Origin of the sequence: Pseudomonas sp. R15(2017), assembly GCF_002112685.1 — a bacterium.
GTDB lineage: Bacteria > Pseudomonadota > Gammaproteobacteria > Pseudomonadales > Pseudomonadaceae > Aquipseudomonas > Aquipseudomonas glycinae.
This window is the reverse complement of sequence record NZ_NEII01000003.1, coordinates 520,179-539,053: the sequence shown is the minus strand read 5'-3', so window position 1 is coordinate 539,053 and position 18,875 is coordinate 520,179. Positions and strand designations below refer to the sequence as shown.

At 57.9% G+C, this 18,875-nt stretch carries 20 protein-coding genes; 10 read left to right on the top strand and 10 right to left on the bottom strand.

Annotated features, from left to right (window positions below):
* Position 1: 1 nt before the first annotated feature.
* Positions 2-1,045, top strand: a complete 1,044-nt coding sequence (locus CAF77_RS09440; RefSeq protein WP_085654372.1) for an acyltransferase family protein — start codon at positions 2-4, stop codon at positions 1,043-1,045.
* 12 nt (positions 1,046-1,057) lie between these two features.
* Positions 1,058-2,206, top strand: a complete 1,149-nt coding sequence (locus tag CAF77_RS09435; protein WP_085654371.1) for an SGNH/GDSL hydrolase family protein — start codon at positions 1,058-1,060, stop codon at positions 2,204-2,206.
* A 3-nt stretch (positions 2,207-2,209) separates the two neighbouring features.
* Here CAF77_RS09435 and CAF77_RS09430 read toward each other — a convergent pair whose 3' ends face one another.
* Both CAF77_RS09430 and galU read right to left on the bottom strand, forming a co-directional pair.
* Positions 2,210-2,617, bottom strand: coding sequence for a mannose-1-phosphate guanylyltransferase (locus CAF77_RS09430; RefSeq protein WP_039772767.1), 408 nt, complete (start codon positions 2,615-2,617; stop codon positions 2,210-2,212).
* 46 nt (positions 2,618-2,663) lie between these two features.
* Positions 2,664-3,497, bottom strand: coding sequence for a UTP--glucose-1-phosphate uridylyltransferase GalU (gene galU, locus CAF77_RS09425; RefSeq protein WP_011335161.1), 834 nt, complete (start codon positions 3,495-3,497; stop codon positions 2,664-2,666).
* A 379-nt stretch (positions 3,498-3,876) separates the two neighbouring features.
* On the opposite strand from galU, the gene galE reads away from it, so the two are divergent.
* The 6 genes from galE (at position 3,877) to CAF77_RS09395 (ending at position 10,076) form a co-directional block, all read left to right on the top strand.
* Positions 3,877-4,893 (top strand): UDP-glucose 4-epimerase GalE, encoded by a 1,017-nt coding sequence (gene galE / locus CAF77_RS09420; RefSeq protein WP_039772766.1) that lies wholly within the window; start codon positions 3,877-3,879, stop codon positions 4,891-4,893.
* Between the two features lie 227 nt (positions 4,894-5,120).
* Positions 5,121-5,357 (top strand): hypothetical protein, encoded by a 237-nt coding sequence (locus CAF77_RS09415; protein WP_003226528.1) that lies wholly within the window; start codon positions 5,121-5,123, stop codon positions 5,355-5,357.
* 90 nt (positions 5,358-5,447) lie between these two features.
* Complete coding sequence (locus CAF77_RS09410; RefSeq protein ID WP_176243895.1) at positions 5,448-6,563, top strand: polysaccharide biosynthesis/export family protein; 1,116 nt, start codon at positions 5,448-5,450, stop codon at positions 6,561-6,563.
* An 11-nt stretch (positions 6,564-6,574) separates the two neighbouring features.
* Positions 6,575-7,240, top strand: a complete 666-nt coding sequence (locus tag CAF77_RS09405) for a YjbF family lipoprotein (RefSeq protein ID WP_084776947.1) — start codon at positions 6,575-6,577, stop codon at positions 7,238-7,240.
* 29 nt (positions 7,241-7,269) lie between these two features.
* Positions 7,270-8,001 (top strand): capsule biosynthesis GfcC family protein, encoded by a 732-nt coding sequence (locus CAF77_RS09400; protein ID WP_085654370.1) that lies wholly within the window; start codon positions 7,270-7,272, stop codon positions 7,999-8,001.
* Positions 7,998-10,076: a YjbH domain-containing protein gene (locus CAF77_RS09395; RefSeq protein WP_085654369.1), complete on the top strand. Its 2,079-nt coding sequence runs from the start codon at positions 7,998-8,000 to the stop codon at positions 10,074-10,076. The genes CAF77_RS09400 and CAF77_RS09395 overlap by 4 nt, the downstream gene beginning before the upstream one ends.
* Positions 10,077-10,438: 362 nt before the next feature.
* On the opposite strand, the gene CAF77_RS09390 is transcribed toward CAF77_RS09395, so the two are convergent.
* From CAF77_RS09390 to CAF77_RS09380, 3 genes are all read right to left on the bottom strand, one after another.
* On the bottom strand, positions 10,439-11,833 hold the full coding sequence (locus tag CAF77_RS09390; RefSeq protein WP_011335155.1) for an undecaprenyl-phosphate glucose phosphotransferase: 1,395 nt from the start codon (positions 11,831-11,833) through the stop codon (positions 10,439-10,441).
* A gap of 382 nt (positions 11,834-12,215) precedes the next feature.
* Positions 12,216-12,875, bottom strand: a complete 660-nt coding sequence (locus CAF77_RS09385; RefSeq protein ID WP_064381052.1) for a helix-turn-helix domain-containing protein — start codon at positions 12,873-12,875, stop codon at positions 12,216-12,218.
* Positions 12,876-13,166: 291 nt separating this feature from the next.
* On the bottom strand, positions 13,167-13,907 hold the full coding sequence (locus CAF77_RS09380) for a winged helix-turn-helix domain-containing protein (protein WP_064381050.1): 741 nt from the start codon (positions 13,905-13,907) through the stop codon (positions 13,167-13,169).
* A 506-nt stretch (positions 13,908-14,413) separates the two neighbouring features.
* Here CAF77_RS09380 and CAF77_RS09375 point away from each other — a divergent pair.
* Positions 14,414-15,247: an undecaprenyl-diphosphate phosphatase gene (locus CAF77_RS09375; protein ID WP_085654368.1), complete on the top strand. Its 834-nt coding sequence runs from the start codon at positions 14,414-14,416 to the stop codon at positions 15,245-15,247.
* On the opposite strand, the gene CAF77_RS09370 is transcribed toward CAF77_RS09375, so the two are convergent.
* Both CAF77_RS09370 and dusA read right to left on the bottom strand, forming a co-directional pair.
* Positions 15,248-15,628, bottom strand: a complete 381-nt coding sequence (locus CAF77_RS09370) for a DUF2388 domain-containing protein (protein WP_256576146.1) — start codon at positions 15,626-15,628, stop codon at positions 15,248-15,250. It lies immediately after the preceding gene.
* Positions 15,629-15,703: 75 nt separating this feature from the next.
* Complete coding sequence (gene dusA, locus CAF77_RS09365; RefSeq protein WP_085654366.1) at positions 15,704-16,714, bottom strand: tRNA dihydrouridine(20/20a) synthase DusA; 1,011 nt, start codon at positions 16,712-16,714, stop codon at positions 15,704-15,706.
* Between the two features lie 102 nt (positions 16,715-16,816).
* Here dusA and CAF77_RS09360 point away from each other — a divergent pair, with 102 nt between their 5' ends.
* The gene (locus CAF77_RS09360) at positions 16,817-17,941 is read left to right on the top strand and encodes a site-specific integrase (RefSeq protein ID WP_085654388.1); all 1,125 of its coding nucleotides are present in this window, start codon (positions 16,817-16,819) and stop codon (positions 17,939-17,941) included.
* Position 17,942: 1 nt separating this feature from the next.
* Here CAF77_RS09360 and CAF77_RS09355 read toward each other — a convergent pair whose 3' ends face one another.
* The 3 genes from CAF77_RS09355 to CAF77_RS09345 form a co-directional block, all read right to left on the bottom strand.
* Complete coding sequence (locus tag CAF77_RS09355; protein WP_085654365.1) at positions 17,943-18,218, bottom strand: pyocin activator PrtN family protein; 276 nt, start codon at positions 18,216-18,218, stop codon at positions 17,943-17,945.
* Positions 18,215-18,511 (bottom strand): hypothetical protein, encoded by a 297-nt coding sequence (locus CAF77_RS09350; RefSeq protein WP_085649277.1) that lies wholly within the window; start codon positions 18,509-18,511, stop codon positions 18,215-18,217. The genes CAF77_RS09355 and CAF77_RS09350 overlap by 4 nt, the downstream gene beginning before the upstream one ends.
* A gap of 64 nt (positions 18,512-18,575) precedes the next feature.
* Positions 18,576-18,869, bottom strand: coding sequence for a hypothetical protein (locus CAF77_RS09345; RefSeq protein ID WP_085649276.1), 294 nt, complete (start codon positions 18,867-18,869; stop codon positions 18,576-18,578).
* Positions 18,870-18,875 lie beyond the last annotated feature (6 nt).

The following is an 18,875-nucleotide window of genomic DNA, read 5'->3' as shown; positions in this document are numbered from 1 at the left end:
TATGTCGAGCAAGAAAAAGTCCCTGGAGATCGAAACCCTGCGTGGCCTGGCGTGCCTGTTGCTGGTGCTCTATCACGTGATCGGGCCGTTGGGCGGTGGTTTGAAAATCGACATCGGCTCGCCGTTCCGGGTGATCGCCGATTCGATGGTGTACGTGCGCATGCCGCTGTTCACCTTCATCTCCGGCTACATCTATTCCCTCTACAAGATTCGCGGCAATGACTTTTCCGCGTTCTTCAGCGGCAAGGTGCGGCGGCTGATCGTGCCGCTGTTTTGCGTCGGTGTGCCGTTCTCGGTGTTGCAGGCGGTCGGGCCGGGGGTGAACAAGGACGTCAGCGTGATGGATGCGCTGTTGTCGTTCTACGTGCCGATCAACCACTTCTGGTTCCTGCAGGCGGTGTTCATCATTTTCATGTTCGTCGGCCTGCTGGAATGGCGTGGGCTGCTGCGTACACCGACGCGCCTGTACCTTTTGTTCGCCTTCGCGGCGGCGGTGTTCCTGTTGCCGCCGTTTCCCGTGGACGCATTGGGTATCAACGGGGCGATTTATCTGCTGCCTTTCTTCGTGGCAGGCATGATCGGCCAGGAGAAAGTCAGCGAGCTGAAGCAGACGTTCAAGGTGATCGGCCCGCTGGTGTTTGTGCTGATCTCGCTGACGCTGCTGTACGTGGCGGCGGTGGATCGCGAGATGATTGTCGACCGCCGCAGCCTGATCGGCCTGACGGTGGGCTGCGTGTCGTGCATCGCGTTGCTGTCGAGTGAAATGCGCTCGAAGGCGCTGACCTGGCTTGGCGGTTATTCCTACGCGATTTTCCTGTTTCACGTGTTGTTCGCCGCTACGTCGCGTTCGATCCTCGGCCGCCTGGGTGTGAAAGACGAAAGCGTGCTGGTGTTCTGCGGTTTGACGTGTGGTTTGCTCGGGCCGGTGGTGTTGTCGATGATTTTCAGTCGCTTCAACTTCACTTCAGTGCTGTTTCTCGGCGAACGTGCGGCGACTAAAAAGAAACCGGCGGCGACCATCGCACCGGTGGCGCAGAACGGATGAAGGAAGCGATTCATGCTGGCTGTTGATGAGGTGCCGCCGGTGGCGGCGTCGGTGGTGCAGGTCGGTGACGCCCGCGAGCGGTTTGGCCAGTGGCGCGAAGGCAAGGCCGGCAAGGTGTTGTCGATCTCGGTGATCGGCGACAGCTACAGCGCGGGGCAGGATTTCTACCTGAACAAACTGGTGCAACGCGTGGCCGGGGAGGTCGGGTTTGCCGGGCCGGGGTATGTCGGGTTCAACCACGGCGCAGCGCTCGGCGGCACGCATTTCAAGTACACCCGCAGCAGCGAAAAATACTTCGGCGGCGACTGGCAGGTCTCCGGCCTCGGCCAGGCCAGCCCCGACAGCCGCACGGTGACCGGCCGGCCCGGTGCTTGGCTGCAAGTCGAGGCCAGTCCGACGCCTGCCATCAACACCGCGGTCACTCAGGCGAAACTGCTTTACCTCGGCAACGGTGAGTCCAGTGAGCTGCGTTATCGCTGGTCACCTTCCGCCGATTGGCGGCCGTTGAAACTCGCAGGCGAGGGCGTACAGGAAGTCCCGCTGCCCGGTACGTCGGCCGCGACCGATTGGGCGTTCAGGCTGGAAGTGGTGAAAGGCGCGCCGACCTTGTTCGGCCTGTGGTTGAGCAACGATCAGGACGGGGTTCGGGTCTCGAAACTGGCGGCGTCCGGCGCGGCATCCGCTGATTTCTACCACGACGATGCCCGCTGGCAGGCGCAGTGGAAAGCCGTGGTGTCGAAGATCCCCGCAGACATTTACCTGATCATGCTCGGTGGCAACGATCAGGGTTTCGGCGTGAAGCCCGAGCAGTACCTGCATAACGTTCAGGGGCTGGTCGGCATGCTCCGCGAGATTCAACCGGCGGCAAGCATCAACCTGATCCTGCGTCAGGACACCACCCGCTCCAGCGCGTATCCGATGTCGGCTTATGCGCAGGTCATCGAGCCCTGGGCCCGTGAGCAGCGTCTGGGTTACGCCAATCTGCAATGCGCGTTCGGCACCGACGTCAAACGCTACTCGGCGGCCATGATCGGGCCGGACAAGATTCATCCGCTGCCGGCCACGGGCGGGCGGGTGATTGCCGATTACTTCTATCGTTGGGTCGTGGGCGGACAGCAAAAAGTCTCGCCACAGGACAGCTGTGGCGAGACTTCGAAGTAGCCGTCAGTTGTCGAACAGATCCAGATGGCTCAGCAGTTCTGCGGTTTTCTGCGGCATCAACTGCGTCACGCAACGGGTTTCCACATTGACGATGATCGCCGGGTCGTTGCAGCAGATCCGCACGCGGAAACGCCAGTCGCTGAAGATCATCTTCAGGCCGTCGCGGTCATCGACCTCCAGCGCCTGCTCGCCGTAAATCCGTTTCAGGTGGGCGAGCAGGGGATAGGGATCGCGCATCGGTCGGCGTATGTCCCCGGACGAGGGAAACACGCCGAGGCGGTCGACCAGCAGCAGGGTGCCCAGCCACGGGCCATTGGCGCTGGGCAATGGCTGATGGCGGGATAACCAGCTCATCACCCCGAGGTTGTCCACCTCACGTTCAATCTCTGCGGAATGTTGTGCAATGTTCATGGTTGCCTCGGTGGCTGTGCGTGCTGCGATGGATCAGTGGGGCCGCTCAGCGGCCCTTCAGGTAAACGTTTTCGTAGCAGAAGTTGGTCGCCTGCAGGTAACCCTCGGCGTCGCCGCAGTCGAAGCGCAGGCCCTTGAATTTGTAGGCCAGCACGCAACCGTTCTGCGCCTGTTTCATCAGGGCGTCGGTGATCTGGATTTCGCCGCCCTTGCCCGGCTCGGTGTCGGCAATCAGGTCGAAGATGTCCGGTGTGAGGATGTAGCGGCCGATGATCGCCAGGTTCGACGGTGCGTCCTGCGGGGCCGGTTTTTCCACCATGTGGTTGACCCGGTAGATGCCCTCGGAAATTGCCTCGCCGGCGATCACGCCGTACTTGTGGGTCTGGTCGCGCGGGACTTCCTGGATGGCGACGATCGAGCAGCGGAATTTCTTGTAGAGCTCGATCATCTGCGTGAGCACGCCGTCGCCTTCCAGGTTCAGGCACAGGTCGTCCGCCAGCACCACGGCGAAGGGCTCGTCGCCGATCAACGGGCGGCCGCTGAGAATCGCGTGGCCCAGGCCTTTCATTTCCACCTGACGGGTGTAGGAGAAGGTGCAGGTGTCGATCAGCTCGCGAGTGCCGGCCAGAAACTTCTCTTTCTCGGTGCCACGAATCTGGTGTTCGAGTTCGTAGCTGATGTCGAAGTGGTCTTCCAGTGCGCGCTTGCCCCGGCCGGTGACGATGGCCATGTGTTGCAGGCCGGCGTCCCGTGCTTCTTCAACGGCGTATTCGATCAACGGCTTGTTGACGATCGGCAGCATTTCCTTGGGCATGGCTTTGGTGGCCGGCAAGAAACGCGTGCCATAACCGGCAGCGGGGAACAAACATTTACGGATCATAAAAGTTTCCTGGTCATTCATGGCGCACTGCCATCGTTTATTGCAATAACGAAGGTTGCAAGTTATTGAAGCTGTACTTTAATACCTGACTCGGGAGATGAGTGGCAAATAGCAATGAGTGTAAAACACGACAATGTTATGAGATGTCGGTTTGACAGTTATTGGTTATTTTTAGTCGGCATCCGTTGATAGTGATGAATGCGCGGGAGTGCTAATAAGTACCAGGCAATACAGTTTGGCTTGTAAAAATATTTATAGCCAGTGATTGAACTGTTTTTGTTTCTGGTTGTTGTCGCGCTGTTTGTGTGAATCAAGACACACATTAAACAAACAGCGCTTGACACGCGAGTTGGCACTTTTCCCACTTATGGACCGCGCTATGAAGATTCTGGTAACGGGTGGCGCCGGCTATATCGGCTCGCACACCACACTTGCACTACTTGAAGCAGGTTATGAAGTTGTAGTTCTGGATAATCTTTGCAACAGCAGCGACGCCGCCTTGCACGCGGTGGAAGCCATTTGCGGCAAAAGTGCGCTGATGATTCGCGGGGATGTCTGTGACCGGGCCCTGCTGGACCGGATTTTCCAGCAGCACGCCATCGATGCCGTGCTGCACTTCGCCGGGCTCAAGGCCGTGGGCGAGAGCGTGCGCAAGCCGCTCGAATACTACGAAACCAACGTCAGCGGCAGCATCACGCTGTGCCAGGCAATGGCAGCGGCGGGGGTGTTCCGGCTGGTGTTCAGCTCGTCCGCCACGGTCTACGGCGAGCCGGCGCAGATGCCGATCCGCGAGGATTTCCCGACCGGCACTCCGACCAATCCCTACGGCCAGTCCAAGCTGATCGTCGAGAACGTGCTGCGCGACCTGTGCCAGTCCGAACCGCGCTGGAGCATCGCGCTGCTGCGCTACTTCAACCCGATCGGCGCGCATCACAGCGGCCAGATGGGCGAAGACCCCAACGGCATTCCGAACAATCTGGTGCCTTACATCAGCCAGGTGGCGGTCGGCAGCCTCAAGGAATTGTCGATCTTCGGCGACGATTACCCGACGGTCGACGGCACCGGCGTGCGTGATTACATCCACGTCGTCGATCTGGCGGACGGGCACTTGAAAGCCCTGCAAACCATCGCAGACCGCACTGGCATTCATACCTGGAACCTCGGCACCGGCGACGGCTACAGCGTGTTGCAGGTGCTGCGGGCTTTCGAACAGGCCTGTGGGCAGCCGGTGCCTTACCGGGTGATGCCACGGCGTTCCGGGGACATTGCTGAAAGCTGGGCCGACGCCTCCAAGGCCGCCAAGGAACTCGGCTGGAAAGCCACACGCAACTTGCAGGACATGGTCACCGATACCTGGCGCTGGCAATCGAATCATCCCCGGGGTTATCAGGGATGATGGCGTTTTAGTGCAATGTTAGTTTCAGTCAGGTTGTTAGATATCGTCGGGAAATTAGACTGGCAATGCCTTTTGCAAGTCCGTAGATATAAACCTGCCGTTCGACTTTTATCAGTTGGGTAAGACTGTGAAAGAACAACGGATCTTGTTCGCGCTTTTTGCGACTTGAACTCTACCACCTCTAACCAACACCCGATGTTCAGGTGCAATGTTAGAAAGGAGTTGATATGAAGAAAGTGATGGCGATCGCCCTGTTGACGATGTTGAGCAACTGGGCCTCCGCAGCTGAAGCGCCGCTTACAGCAGTGACCAATGTATCTGGCAGTGTCGCGGCTTCTACAGCGCCTGCTGCCAGTACTGCCATGGTCGCCAGTGCTGTAGCGGCGTCCAACAGTGGTGGAAGTGCCAACGGCGGTACAACGGGTACCACCGGTACCACGGGTACAACCGGCACGCACAACTAACTGAAGTATCTGTTGGTGCAGTACAGGGTCGCCCGACGAAAGTCGGGTGACTTTGTTTTTGGATTCGCCCTTGAATAGCGTAGTGCCATTATGACCCGTCGTTTTTCTCTTTTATTGTTGGCAAGTATCGCTTTGCAAGGTTGCATGTTCTCCCCCGGCCAGTACCTGAGCACCAGTAGCATCACGCGCCAGGGCGCCAGCGAAAGCAGCCGGGTCGAGCTCATTCCGATCACCCCCAAACTCATCGCCATGAACCGCGCCACGTACAAGCGTGAGTCGGTGCCGGCGGAGTTGTTGGCGACCCCGGCCGAATACCGCATCGGCAGCAACGATGTCCTGTACATCACGGTCTGGGATCATCCCGAGCTGACCGCCCCTTCGGGTGCGCAGCAGCAGATCGACGCCAACGGTCGTCTGGTGCGTTCCGACGGCACCTTGTATTACCCGTACATCAAGGAAGTCCAGGCCGCCGGCAAAACCATCCAGCAACTGCGTTCGGACATCGAGCAACGCCTCTCGGCGTTCATTGCCGAGCCACAAGTGGATGTCGCGGTGCTGCGTTTCGCCAGTCAGAAAGTCGTGGTCTCGGGCGCTGTGGCCAAGGCCGGCCCCCAGGCGATTTCGACCAACCCGCTGAGCGTGGTCGAAGCCCTCGGCTCGGCCGGTGTCGATACCAACAATGCCGATTTGTCGGGGCTGATGCTGACGCGCAACGGGCGGGTCTATCCGCTCAATCTCGATGCGCTCAATCAGCAGGATTCCGAATTGCAGAACGTCTACCTCAAGGGAGGCGATCAGCTGTATCTGCCGTACAACGACAACAAGCGCATCTACGTGATGGGCGAGGTCAACCAACCCCGTGCGCTGAGCTTCAAGACCGCCACCATGAACCTGTCCGACGTGCTCGGGTCGGTCGGTGGCTTGAGCCAGACCACCTCCAACGGCAACGCCGTGTATGTGATTCGCGGGGTGGAAAACCTCGACGTCGAGCCGGCGAAAATCTATCAGCTGGAAGCCGAATCGCCGACCGCCATGGCGCTCGCTTCGCACTTCGAAGTGCGGCCCCAGGACGTGGTCTACGTCGGGCCTGCCAACGTGACTCGCTGGAATCGCCTGATCAGCCAGTTGGTGCCGTCGGCATCGATTGTCGGGACCGGGGCTTCCGCTGCGAAGAACTGGAGCGAATACAGTAACAACAGCAAATAAGGCCGCCGACTGTGAAAACGTTGAAAGTGGGCGTGTGCCTGATGGCGGCCGTTTTGTTGAGTGGCTGCAATCCGCTGATGAGCGCTTCGTTGAACAACCTCAAATCCGCCGTCATCGGGCCGGATGAACTGGACGTGTCGGCGGAGCAGGTCGCGGGGGTCAAGTATCCCCAGCTCAAACTGACCACGCCGTCCGGTTCCGGGGTGTTGGCGCTGGTGCGCGAGCGCGAGGACCTGCAGTTCTGGGTCGCCTCCGGCAAGCAGGTGCTGCTGATGCGCGACGGCCTGGCCATGCGCACTGTCGGCCTCGGCGTGGACGGCGATCTGGACGGCACGCGCCTGTCCGATGACTCGCCATTCAAACAGGGCCTGCATCGCATCACCGACGGCTACACCAGCCGCCGCTGGATCGACCTCTACAAGGGCCAGGAAGTCGGGATCATCGTCAACAGCCGCTTCTCCCGAAAGTCCCTGGAAACCCTCGACATTCTCGACAAGGAATACTCCGTGCTGCGTGTCGACGAGCAGATTGACGCGCCGGCCATCGGCCTGCGCGCGACCAACCGTTACTGGGTCGATCCGGTGGACGGTTTCATTGTGCAGAGTGAACAGCAACTGACCTCTCAGTTGCGGGTCAGGATCGTGCAACTGACCCCTGACCGCAGGCATCTGCCGTGAAGCGGCTCAGAGCGCTCTCGGCGTGCTTGATGTTACTCACTGGGATCAGCGAGGCAGCAGTCATCGTCAGCGGTGATGTCGCCAACCCGGGCCCGATCGAATTGCCGGCGGGCGGACGTTTGCGCGATGTGATAGGCGAAGCCGTGCCGAATGCCGAAGGCTACTGGCTGGCGGGCGTCCTGTTGCGTCAGTCGCTGCTGGAGGAACAGACGCGGCTCAAGGTCGGCGTGCTATTCGATCTGGATGTGCTGCAGCGCATGGCGATGCTGTTCGACAAGCCGAGTCGGGCGGCGCTGGCCCAGCGTCTGGCCGAGCAGGTCCGGCAGATGCCGGTGACCGGGCGGCAGATCGCCGATCTCGATCCGGTGGCGGTGGAAGTCGGCTTCGCCCGCAACATCCGTCTCGACGATGGCGATCAACTGATCTACCCGAAACGGGTCGACGAAGTCGAAGTGCTGGGCGCCGTCGCCGAGCCGTGCCGCTTGCCTTATCAGCCGTTGCAGGAGGCCCGCGAATACCTGCAGGGCTGCACGTTGCTGGAGGCCGACGCCGATGCCGATTACCTGTGGCTGATCCAGCCCAACGGCGAATCGCGGCGGGTCGGCATCGCCCACTGGAACCGCGAGAGCGGGCAGATGCCCGTGGCCGGCAGCAAGATTCTGGTGCCGGTGAAAAACGATGATCTGGATCCGCCTGTCCCTGAACTGAATCAGCAGTTGGCCGAATTGATTGCCACGCAGTTGGCTGAGGTGGTTCGTTGAATTTGCGTTTTGCAGCTGTGTTGTTATTGCCGTGTGGCCTGGTGCATGCCGAGCCACGGATTACCCAGAATGACTTCGGCGGCGTCGGTCTGTTGCAGACCCCGACCGCGCGCATGTCGCCCGCCGGTGAGTTGAGCGTCAACGCCAACCGTACCGAACCGTACAGCCGATACAGCGTTTCGTTGCAGCCGCTCGACTGGCTGGAAGGTTCGTTTCGCTACACCGCCATCACCAACCGTCCGTACGGTTCCGAAGCGCTGAGCGGCAGCCAGAGCTATAAGGACAAGGCGGTCGACGCCAAGGTCCGGCTGTGGCAGGAAAGCCACTGGGCGCCGGAAGTGGCGCTGGGCTTTCGAGACATCGGCGGTACCGGTCTGTTTGCCAGTGAATTCTTCGTGGCCAACAAGCGCTGGGACAATTTCGATTTCAGCGCCGGCATCGCCTGGGGTTACATCGGCAATCGCGGCGATGTCGACAACCCGTTGGGTTCGATCAGTGACCGCTTCAACACTCGCCCTGATCTGGAAGGCACCGGTGACGTCAACGCCGGCTCGTACTTTCGCGGCAAGCCGTCGTTTTTCGGCGGTGTGAGTTACCAGACGCCCTGGGACCGGCTCAGCCTGAAACTCGAATACGAAGGCAACGACTACAAGCACGAGCCCAAGGACAACATCATCAAGCAGGACTCGCCGATCAACCTCGGCGCGGTGTTCAAGGTGACCGATTCTGTCGATGTGAGTGCGGCCTGGGAGCGCGGCAACACGGCGATGTTCGGCATCACGTTCCACACCAATTTCGTCAGCCGCAAGGCCCCGGCCAAGACCTTCGACCCACCGGCCGAACCGCTGCCGGCGAAGGCGCCAACCGCGACCATGGACGAGGTCAACTGGGCCGACGTGTCGCGCCGCTTGCAGCAGAACGCCGGCTACAAGGTCGAGCGCATCACCCAGCGCGATTCCGAACTGATCGTGTACGGCGAGCAGCAGCGTTATTTCCATTCGCCGAAGGCCGTCGGCCGCGCGAGCCGGATCCTCGACAACAGCGTCAACGACGACATCGACTGGTTCACCGTGGTCAACAAGCGCTACGACCTGCCGCTGGAAGAAACCAGTGTGCCCCGGCAGACCTTCCGCGAAGTGATCAACAACGAAGAGCCGCTGGAGTCGCTGCACCGCACCACCGAGATCAACCCGGCGATGCCGCGCAACGAGAAAACCCTCTACACCGAGGCGCCGCAGCACTTCAATTACGGCGTCGGCCTGGGCTTCAAACAGAACGTCGGCGGCCCCGATGGTTTGCTCTATCAGTTCACGGCGGATCTGGACGCCGAATACCGCTTCAACCGCAACACCTGGTGGAACGGTCTGCTGAGTCAGAACCTGATCAACAACTTCGACAAGTTCACCTACGACGCGCCCAGCGGCCTGCCGCGTGTGCGCACCGACTTGCGTCAGTACCTGACCACGTCGGACACCACCATGCCGCTGTTCCAGGTCAGTCATGCCGAGCAACTGGACAAGGATTTGTACGGCATGGTCTACGGCGGTTATCTGGAATCGATGTTCGCCGGGGTCGGGGGCGAGGTGCTGTTTCGCCCTACCGGCAAGCGCTGGTCGATCGGTGCGGACCTGAACTACGTGCGGCAGCGTGAATTCGACCAGGGTTTCGGCCTGCAGGATTACTCGGTCTGGACCGGTCACATCACCGGCTACACCGACCTGCCGTTCGACACGCTGGCCGCGGTCAGCGTCGGCCGTTACCTGGCGGGCGACTTTGGCGGCACGGTGGATATCTCCCGCGAGTTCTTCAACGGCGTACGCTTTGGCGCCTGGGCGACCATCACCACCGCCGGCAGCGCCGAGTATGGCGAGGGTAGTTTCGACAAGGGGCTGTATTTGTCGATTCCGTTCGACGAAATGATGAGCATGTCGACCATGCGCCGCGCCAACCTGGTGTGGGCACCGCTGACCCGTGACGGTGGCGCGCGGCTCAACCGCAGCTTCCAGCTGCATTCGATGACGGACAGTCGGGAAGGGGACATGTTCTACCGGAACTTCGGGAAGATTACCGAGTAGGTTTGGGGGGAGCGGAGAATTAAAGCGGGAGCCTGTGGGCTCCCGTTTTGGTTTGTGGTGGAGAGGGATCTTGATGCAGCTGGTGAGGTTGGCAGGCTCTAGCCTGGTGTTGAATGATCCGACGCTTTCGTCGGATCGCCGCCCGGACCAAGCCCGCTCCCACAGGGTTTCAGGTGATGCCTTAATCTTCGCCATTCCCCGGATCCTTGTGGGAGCGGGCTTGCCCGCGAAGGCGTCCGCTCAGCCGACATCAAATCATCAGACTTTCCTCGGCCGCAGAGCCCTCCGCCAACCCCCAAATCCCGCCCACAAAAAAGGGGACTTTCGTCCCCTTGCGGTGTTGCCTCCTCAAGCCCTGCGTTTCAGTAAATATCCTTCGACAGCAGGGTGAACGGCGTCTTCACCAGGATCTTCACATCCAGCCACAGCGACCAGTTGTTGATGTACTTCAGGTCGATCTCGACGCGCTTTTCCATCTTGTCGAGGGTGTCTGTCTCGCCCCGGCAACCGCTGATCTGCGCCAGGCCAGTGATGCCCGGTTTGATTCGGTGACGGGCCATGTAGGCGAGGATCTTGCCCGAGTAGTAGTTGTTGTGCGCCACGGCGTGCGGACGTGGGCCGACCAGCGCCATGTGCCCTTGCAGCACGTTGAACAGTTGCGGCAGCTCGTCCAGCGAAGTGCGACGGATGAAGCGACCGACTGGCGTGATGCGCGAATCGTTGCGGCTGGCCTGTTTGACCTCACGGTCATCGTGCACGCGCATCGAGCGGAATTTCCAGACCTTGATCACCTTGCCGTTCCAGCCGTGGCGATCCTGCTTGAAAAACACCGGACCCGGCGAGGTGAGCTTCACCGCCAACGCCACGGCCAGCAGCACCGGGCTCAACAGGATGATCGCCAACAGGGCGACGGCTTTTTCAACAAGGCTCTTGCTCAGCGCTGCGGTCGGGCGGCTGGTCAGCGGGCTTTCATTGAGGTAGATCGCCGGCAGACCGTCCACGACTTTCACCGAGTGGTTGAGCAGCGTCAGGCTGTTCAGGTCCGGCACCCAGACCACGTCAACGTTGGCATCCAGCAAGTCCACATACATGGCTTCGATCTTGGCGGCTTCCGACAGCGGCAGGGTGATGTACAAGCGGCGGATGTCGTGGGTCTGGATCAGCTCGAGCAGTTCGTCCTGAGCGCCGACAACGCGCGGGGCGTCCGCTTCCAGCGACGGGGTATCGCCGTTGCTGACCAGGCCGACCAGCGGCAGGTTTTCGTGCTGGCTCAATTTCTTCGCCAGGCCCAGTGCCAGTTCGCCGGTGCCGACGATCAGGGTCTTGTGTTCGCTTTTGCGCGACCGCTGGTAGAACTTCGAGAACGCATGCAGCGGTGCGTACAGCAGCGCCTGACCGAGGAAACCGTACACCGCCCACTCAAGGATGACCTGGCGGGAGAACAGCGCATCGGCCTTGCAGATGAAGGCGATGAACGCCAGCCCAGCCATGGTCATGAACCAGCCCATGAACAGTCGACCCAGCCCGGTCAGGTAATTGTCTCGCTTTCGATACGCGCCGCTGAAGGTATAAGCCGGCACCGAGGCCAGTACCGCCAGGATCGTGCACATCCGATAGTAGAACTCGACGGTGCCCGTGTGCTGTTCGGCCAGTATGAACAACAGGGAAACAATGAAACTCTGTGCCAGCGCCCATTGGCCCCAAAAGGTCAGTCCCTTGAGGCCGGTGTTTCGATTGATACGAAGAGAAAGATCCATACGATATCCCCAAAAGACGTCCATTCAGGTTTCGACAGTAGAAAACCGAGTTGTTAAGCAGACTTGTTATTGTTGTTTGAGCCAGTGTCCTGAGGTAACAACGCCGGAATGCGGAACTGTCGTCAGTCAATAGACTAAGTTATTGCCGGGGATGCTGTCTGACGAGTTTTAACAAGATGGCACAGTGCCAACTTATTTAAATTTCCAATATTCAAACGTTAGAAAAGGTCGAAAGGCAGGGGGTGAATAATCAATATTGTGTTTGCTATCGTAGGTGGGGTCAGGAGGCGGGTATAACCAGGGAGGGGTGAAACCAAACAGAGTGCTTTTTTATTTTTGTAATCGCACTTGTATCTGTTTGTCTTGTAGTGAGGGATGTTGTTTAGGCAACAACTTCCTGGATCAGGCAATATCCGCGGTTGCGTACGGCACGAAACAATCGTTCACCGTTGCTGGCGTTCTTGAATTTGTCTTGAAGACGGCTCAGGCACATTTCCAGTCCCCGGTATTGCTCCGGCTCGCGGCCGATGCTGAGGATCAGATCGTCGCGACTGACAACACGATCTTCATGGTGCAGCATCTTGCGCACCAGTGCGGTTTCGAGCCCGGTGAGACTGATCTCGACACCCTCTTTCGTCAATGCACCCTGATCATTGTCCAGATGCCAGGCTTCAGTGCAGGGCGAGTCGGATTCGATCGTTCGGGAAGTGTCAGTGGGATTTTCGGACATGGCCGTGGAATTGTGGAATGAATGCGCCGATTGTGCTGCCAGCCATTCCGATTCGAGGGTGGCCAATATGCGCTGGGTATCATGTTCAATGCTGGGTGCGACATGCTTCCTTGTGCCGCGTGGGTAAGTGAACTCCATCAGCATCGGAGTGGAAGAGGGCGAAGCAACACCTTCAATAAACATTTGTGCCTGAGACGTGCCAAACGAATTGAAACGCTCACTGGAGAGAATGCTCTCGAGTTCGCGCTGCGACGCTGAGCTGTTAGTCACGACAACAAAGTATTTTCTTGGGAGGGTCGTGCTGGTTTCCATGTCTCTCTCCTAAAGTACACACCAAATTTGGCGAAAAAATAATGGCAGGCGAGCAATGTTTTCCTCGGAATTAATCGATCAGGCAGGGTCTGGGCCCAAAGATGGCCTCGATAAGTTCCACTCGGTCTGCGTTAGAGTAATGGTTTATTGTTATGTTTAAGTGTTGCAGCGCTCATGCAATTGACAGCTTTTTATTAGATATGTGACGCGGTTAAAACTATGAGAAAGCGGATATTTGAAGCGTTGCATCAGACGTTCCCTCGTATGCTGCAAAAGAGTGTTTTCCCTGAATCAAGGAGTTGAGATCAACCCCCTCATCAGACGATAGCCATACCCGCGAATGCTCTGTATGGCGTTCGTACCGTACACGTCCTTGATTTTCCCACGCAAGCGGCTGATGGATTTTTCCAGCGCCCGAGGGTCGTAGAAATGGGTGTTGAGCCCCATGATGCCGGCGATTTCATCATGGCTGAGAATGTGATTGCCGGTCTGCGCAAAGGCTTGCAGGATCTTCATTTCGGCAAAGGAGATATCGAGTTTCTTGCTGGTGTCCGAGAGGCAGATGCGGGTGGGATCCAGCACCAGGCTGATATCGCGTTGCCATTCTTCACTGTTGAAGAACTCGCCCAGCAGTTCGGCGCTTTCATCGGACAAGGTATTGAGTTTGATACAGAAGTCGGCACCTGCTAGAAAATACTTGATCTTGTTGAACGCGCCGCGGCCGGTGATTACGGCACAAATGATCGGCTTCAAGTTGTCGCTGCGCAGGTTTTCCACCAGTGCCAGGTTGTCTTCAAGAGCCTGAGGGCTGTCGATGACAATGAATATGGCTCGATACAAGCCGTGATATTCATTTGGCTGATATGAACTAGCGTAAGAACCAGTTTCAATGGCCAGATCAGTCTGCACATGCTTCGTGATTAGCGCGCTAAAGTGTTCAGCCACGCCACGGGTACGACCCAGAGTGAGAACACCTGGTTCGTCGCTTGTGCGGCGCGGACTTCTAGTCGCTAAGTTACCTGTGAGCATCATGCATTGACTCGAAAAGGTGCTGACATCGGGATGTTAAAGCACCGGTTCTCATCTGTGACTGACAATTGGTAACATTTGCGCGGATTTTAGACGTGGCTCCCGAGTTTTCTAACAATAATTAAGCTTTTCAAGCTTTTAGTTGATTTTTTCGGGGCTGTGAACTAACGGAATTGAGGTCGTTAGATGGTGGCAATATGGAATGGTGCCACTATTTTGTAATTATCGCGACCTGTTTTTATGTCCCTTGGCCATCACTCAACTGCATACGTATCAGAGCAGTGTGAGGTGGGTCACATTTTATGGTGAGGCCTGTGTTTTGGCTATAACGTCGACAAGTTCACATGCGGACGTTTATTAACATGCCTTGAGTGTGGCTTTTGATAAGACATATTCTCCGTCCCCGAGTCGGGCAATGGGTGCGCATCTGCCAATTGTTTTACTTCAGATACTCAATGCCTGAATGCATTTAACAGGGCGCCCGCAAAGAGCGCTCTGACGGAGGATTAATGGATTTACTGACCTTGTTCAAGGTGCTGATTCTTGGGGCGGTAGAAGGCCTGACCGAGTTCCTGCCCATTTCCAGTACGGGCCACCAGATTATTGTTGCCGACTTGCTGGAGTTCGGCGGCGAACGCGCCATGGCGTTCAATATCATCATTCAACTGGGCGCCATTCTGGCCGTGGTCTGGGAGTTTCGCCCGAAGATCTTCGAGATCCTCAAAGGCCTGCCGACCCAGAGTAATGCCCAGCGTTTTACCCGTAATCTGCTGATCGCCTTTTTCCCGGCGGTCATACTTGGCGTGTTATTCGCCGACACGATTCATGAATACCTGTTCAATCCGATCACCGTAGCGGTTGCATTGGTGGTGGGCGGCATCGTGATGTTGTGGGCCGAGCAGCGCGATCATGTAGTGAGTGTCGACCATGTGGACGACATGAAGTGGGCCGACGCGCTGAAGATCGGTTGCGTACAGTGCCTGGCGATGATTCCGGGCACGTCGCGCTCCGGTTCCACCATCATCGGCGGTCTGCTGTTCGGCCTGTCACGCAAGGCCGCCACGGAGTTCTCGTTCTTCCTGGCAATGCCGACCATGGTCGGTGCCGCGGTTTATTCCGGCTACAAGTACCGCGAACTGTTCCAGAGCAGCGACCTGCCGGTCTTCGCACTGGGCTTCGTCGTAGCGTTCATCTTCGCGATGATCGCCGTGCGCGGCCTGCTGAAGTTCATTGCGAACCACAGCTACGCCACTTTCGCCTGGTATCGGATCGGCTTCGGCTTGCTGATCCTCGCCACCTGGCAGTTCGGCTGGGTCAACTGGACGGCGGCCGCAGCCGCCTGATCATTGACTGCTGATCAGCGCAGCGACGGCGAGGTCATTCAATTCAGAGTCGGGCGAATCCTGACGAAACCGCTGCAACGCCGAGGTGAAATACGCGGCTTGCAGCACGCCGTCACTGGCGAGGAAATAACGTGCCGCTTCAATTTCCTCTACCGAATACACACGTTTTTTCAGTCCGGAAATGTCCGACATCCCGTCGACTGTGACCATCGTCGTCGTGAAAACCAGAAAACCAGACATCTGGGTAGATTGAAAAGGGCCATTTTCCCCGTTGCCGCACCCCTTCGCAAAATCACAGGATGCATAGGCGCTTGCAGAGAGAGTCGAGAGTAAAGCGAGGAGGGTGAAACGCTTGAATAAAACACAGCTGAACGTGGGCATAACCAAAAGACATCCTGTCAGTACAGCAAAACACCGGGCAACGCTCATTCGTTGCCCACACGCTCCAAGCGTCGATCAACGCCCGGCCAGCAACTCCGCCGCCTGATCCAGCAACGCCAGCGGATCCTTGGCCTTGTGGATATCCACCGACAACAACTGACGAAACTTGCGCGCCCCCGGGAACCCGGTGCCCAGGCCCAGCACATGCCGGGTGATGTGATGCATTGCCCCGCCGGCCAGCAAATGCTCGGCTATATAAGGCCGCAACTGCGCCAGCGCCTCGGCCCGGCTGATCACCGGCGCGATACTGCCGAACAACTGCTGATCCACCTCGGCCAACAGATAAGGATTGTGATACGCCTCGCGCCCCAGCATCACGCCGTCAAAGGTCTGCAAATGCTCATGGCAGGCCTCCATCGTCTTGATCCCGCCGTTCAGAATGAACTCCAGCTCCGGAAAATCCGCCTTCAACCGCGCCGCCACGTCATAACGCAACGGCGGAATGTCACGGTTCTCCTTCGGCGACAACCCCTCCAGAATCGCAATCCGCGCATGCACCGTAAAACTTGTGCACCCGGCATCCCGCACCGTGCCGACGAAATCGCACAGCTGCTCATAACTGTCCCGCCCATTGATCCCGATCCGATGCTTCACCGTCACCGGAATCGACACCGCATCACGCATCGCCTTCACACAATCCGCCACCAATTGCGGATGCCCCATCAGGCACGCCCCGATCATATTGTTCTGCACCCGATCACTCGGGCAGCCAACGTTCAGATTCACCTCGTCGTAACCGTGCTCCTGCGCCATACGCGCGCAAGCGGCCAGGTCCAGCGGAACACTACCGCCCAACTGCAACGCCAGGGGATGCTCGGCTTCGTTGTGACGGAGGAACCGCTCGTGATCGCCATTGAGCAGAGCGCCGGTGGTGACCATCTCGGTGTAGAGCAGGGCGTTTTTCGACAAGATGCGCAGGAAGAACCGGCAGTGACGGTCAGTCCAATCCATCATGGGCGCAACGGAGAACCTTCTAGACAGCGTAGAGCCGGTGTTTGTTGGGTATGTAGCTGAATTCTGTACCATTTTGCTCTACGTGTTCTAAGCCGGTTTCAGGGGGTAAATAGGCGTTTTCTGAGGTCGGTTGGTACAATGTACCAACCACCTATCAAATTGTACCAGTTGACTATGGCCACGATCAGAGCACGGAAACGCACCGACGGCAGCACCAGTTACACGGCACAGATACGCCTGTTTCGCGATGGGGCGCAAGTTTACCAAGAGAGCCAGACCTTCGCCCGAAAACAGGCCGCACAGGCTTGGGTACGTAAAAGAGAAACCGAACTGGATGAACCAGGTGCGATCGAGCGAGCGAACCGACCGGGTGCGACGATTAAGGAAATGATCGATCGGTACTTGGCCGAGATGACCAAGGCGCGCCCTCTCGGGAAGACGAAGCTCGGCACGTTGAAGGCGATCAGCGAATGCTACCTGGGGAAGTTGAACGACAGAGATGTAAGCAGCCAGCACCTGGTCGAATACGCGTTATGGCGCATGGGCAAGGAGGGCGGGGGCGTTCAGCCTCAAACCGCCGGCAACGATCTCGCGCACTTGGGTGCGGTTCTCTCGATAGCTCGGCCCGCTTGGGGGTATGAGGTTGATCCGCACGCAATGCCGGACGCCCGCCGAGTGTTGAAAAAGCTCGGTTACAACATGAAAAGTCGCGAGCGCGATCGCCGGCCCAGCTTGGAAGAACTCGACAAACTGCTGACGCACTTTCGGAGTATTCAAAGCCGTCGTCCGACTTCTATCAACATGCTAAAGCTGACTGGATTCGCGTTGTTTTCCACGCGTAGGCAAGAAGAGATTACCCGGATCCGGTGGGATGACTTGGATGAAGCAGGCCATCGGGTTCTGGTTCGTGACATGAAGAACCCTGGGCAAAAAATCGGTAACGACGTTTGGTGTCAATTGCCGCCAGAAGCATGGGAGATCCTTCAAACCATGCCTAAAGTGTTGCCTGAGATCTTTCCTTACAGCGCTGAATCCGTGTCGACGTCCTGGACAAGGGCCTGCAAAATCCTGGGCATTGAAGATCTGCACTTTCACGATCTGCGCCACGAAGGCGTCAGTCGTCTTTTTGAAATGGATTGGGATATTCCACGAGTGGCGAGCGTGTCGGGCCATCGAGACTGGAACTCAATGCGCCGTTATACCCACTTGCGCGGACGAGGGGATGTGTATGCAACTTGGGAATGGTTCGAGCGCATCCTGCAGGCGCCCGTAAAACTGGGCGCCAAAACGTTGAGGTGAATTAGCTGCTGCGCGGCGCGCTATTCAGTTGATTACTTTCTTCGACTGCTGCAGCGCGCTGTTCATCCAGGTAGGCCGACAGGTCTGCAATATGAACACCTTTCGCACTTTTCTGGCTCGACTCCATGCGAGTAATCGGGAGCTTTATCTGCCCTGCACCAACTTTTCGTTGAAACATATCCGTTGTCAGGTGCGTGAAATAATCCTGGCACACTCGATCCAGGGGAATTACCACTTGGCCATTGTATTGGGCCATCAGTACAAACAGCGTTTTCATAGTGCGATACCTTCGAGTGAGTAAGTTCGATCAATTGGGGGGCGGTCTGTTGTTGATTTGCCTGCCAGTAGTTGAGCGACAACAGCGAACTCTGCCGCATCGATGTCGCCCAACTCCTTGGCGAAAGTGGTAAGGCATTCAAGCCGGATCCGCGCTGCTTCAGTTTTCCGTACTCGATAGTCAAACAGCGCTGTGCCTACGATTCTGATAGCCATCAGATGCCGAGCGTGCGGGTCACTGTTGTTGAGTGTGTTAGCCTTCGGATCACTGCTGCTTTGGTGCTGCGCTTCCATGGTGTTGCCCTCAGTGGTGGTTGATGTCGGGGAGCTGCATCTCCTCGACATCGCTTCTATTCCGTCAGTCCCGACGGGCCAGGTGAATAACCAGGTCAGCGTAATTCGGGTCTTCCTCGGTACAGGATTGCCATTCCAGTACGGTCAAGATCTGCTGTGGGCTGCATGAGTCCACCAGGATTTCGCGCTGGCCACCTGCAGCACGAACTTCAAGAATCTGCAGCAGCCCGTCCTCGCCGTAAGCCCCGGCTTGAATCACCGGCTGGCTCTTCCCAAGTGCATTCAGGCGATCGATGATCTCCTGCAGCTTGTTCGTGTTGCCGTCGCCGGCATTCCCCATAAAAACTTGGATTTGCATCGGTGT

Coding starts and splice junctions, on each gene's coding strand:
- CAF77_RS09440 (WP_085654372.1), top strand. CDS start 2: ATGTCGAGCAAGAAAAAGTCCCTGGAGATCGAAACCCTGCGTGGCCTG.
- CAF77_RS09375 (WP_085654368.1), top strand. CDS start 14,414: ATGGATTTACTGACCTTGTTCAAGGTGCTGATTCTTGGGGCGGTAGAA.
- CAF77_RS09350 (WP_085649277.1), bottom strand. CDS start 18,511: ATGGAAGCGCAGCACCAAAGCAGCAGTGATCCGAAGGCTAACACACTC.
- CAF77_RS09435 (WP_085654371.1), top strand. CDS start 1,058: ATGCTGGCTGTTGATGAGGTGCCGCCGGTGGCGGCGTCGGTGGTGCAG.
- CAF77_RS09415 (WP_003226528.1), top strand. CDS start 5,121: ATGAAGAAAGTGATGGCGATCGCCCTGTTGACGATGTTGAGCAACTGG.
- CAF77_RS09360 (WP_085654388.1), top strand. CDS start 16,817: ATGGCCACGATCAGAGCACGGAAACGCACCGACGGCAGCACCAGTTAC.
- CAF77_RS09385 (WP_064381052.1), bottom strand. CDS start 12,875: ATGGAAACCAGCACGACCCTCCCAAGAAAATACTTTGTTGTCGTGACT.
- CAF77_RS09410 (WP_176243895.1), top strand. CDS start 5,448: ATGACCCGTCGTTTTTCTCTTTTATTGTTGGCAAGTATCGCTTTGCAA.
- CAF77_RS09370 (WP_256576146.1), bottom strand. CDS start 15,628: ATGCCCACGTTCAGCTGTGTTTTATTCAAGCGTTTCACCCTCCTCGCT.
- galE (WP_039772766.1), top strand. CDS start 3,877: ATGAAGATTCTGGTAACGGGTGGCGCCGGCTATATCGGCTCGCACACC.
- CAF77_RS09390 (WP_011335155.1), bottom strand. CDS start 11,833: ATGGATCTTTCTCTTCGTATCAATCGAAACACCGGCCTCAAGGGACTG.
- galU (WP_011335161.1), bottom strand. CDS start 3,497: ATGATCCGTAAATGTTTGTTCCCCGCTGCCGGTTATGGCACGCGTTTC.
- CAF77_RS09400 (WP_085654370.1), top strand. CDS start 7,270: ATGTTACTCACTGGGATCAGCGAGGCAGCAGTCATCGTCAGCGGTGAT.
- dusA (WP_085654366.1), bottom strand. CDS start 16,714: ATGGTACAGAATTCAGCTACATACCCAACAAACACCGGCTCTACGCTG.
- CAF77_RS09430 (WP_039772767.1), bottom strand. CDS start 2,617: ATGAACATTGCACAACATTCCGCAGAGATTGAACGTGAGGTGGACAAC.
- CAF77_RS09355 (WP_085654365.1), bottom strand. CDS start 18,218: ATGAAAACGCTGTTTGTACTGATGGCCCAATACAATGGCCAAGTGGTA.
- CAF77_RS09345 (WP_085649276.1), bottom strand. CDS start 18,869: ATGCAAATCCAAGTTTTTATGGGGAATGCCGGCGACGGCAACACGAAC.
- CAF77_RS09380 (WP_064381050.1), bottom strand. CDS start 13,907: ATGATGCTCACAGGTAACTTAGCGACTAGAAGTCCGCGCCGCACAAGC.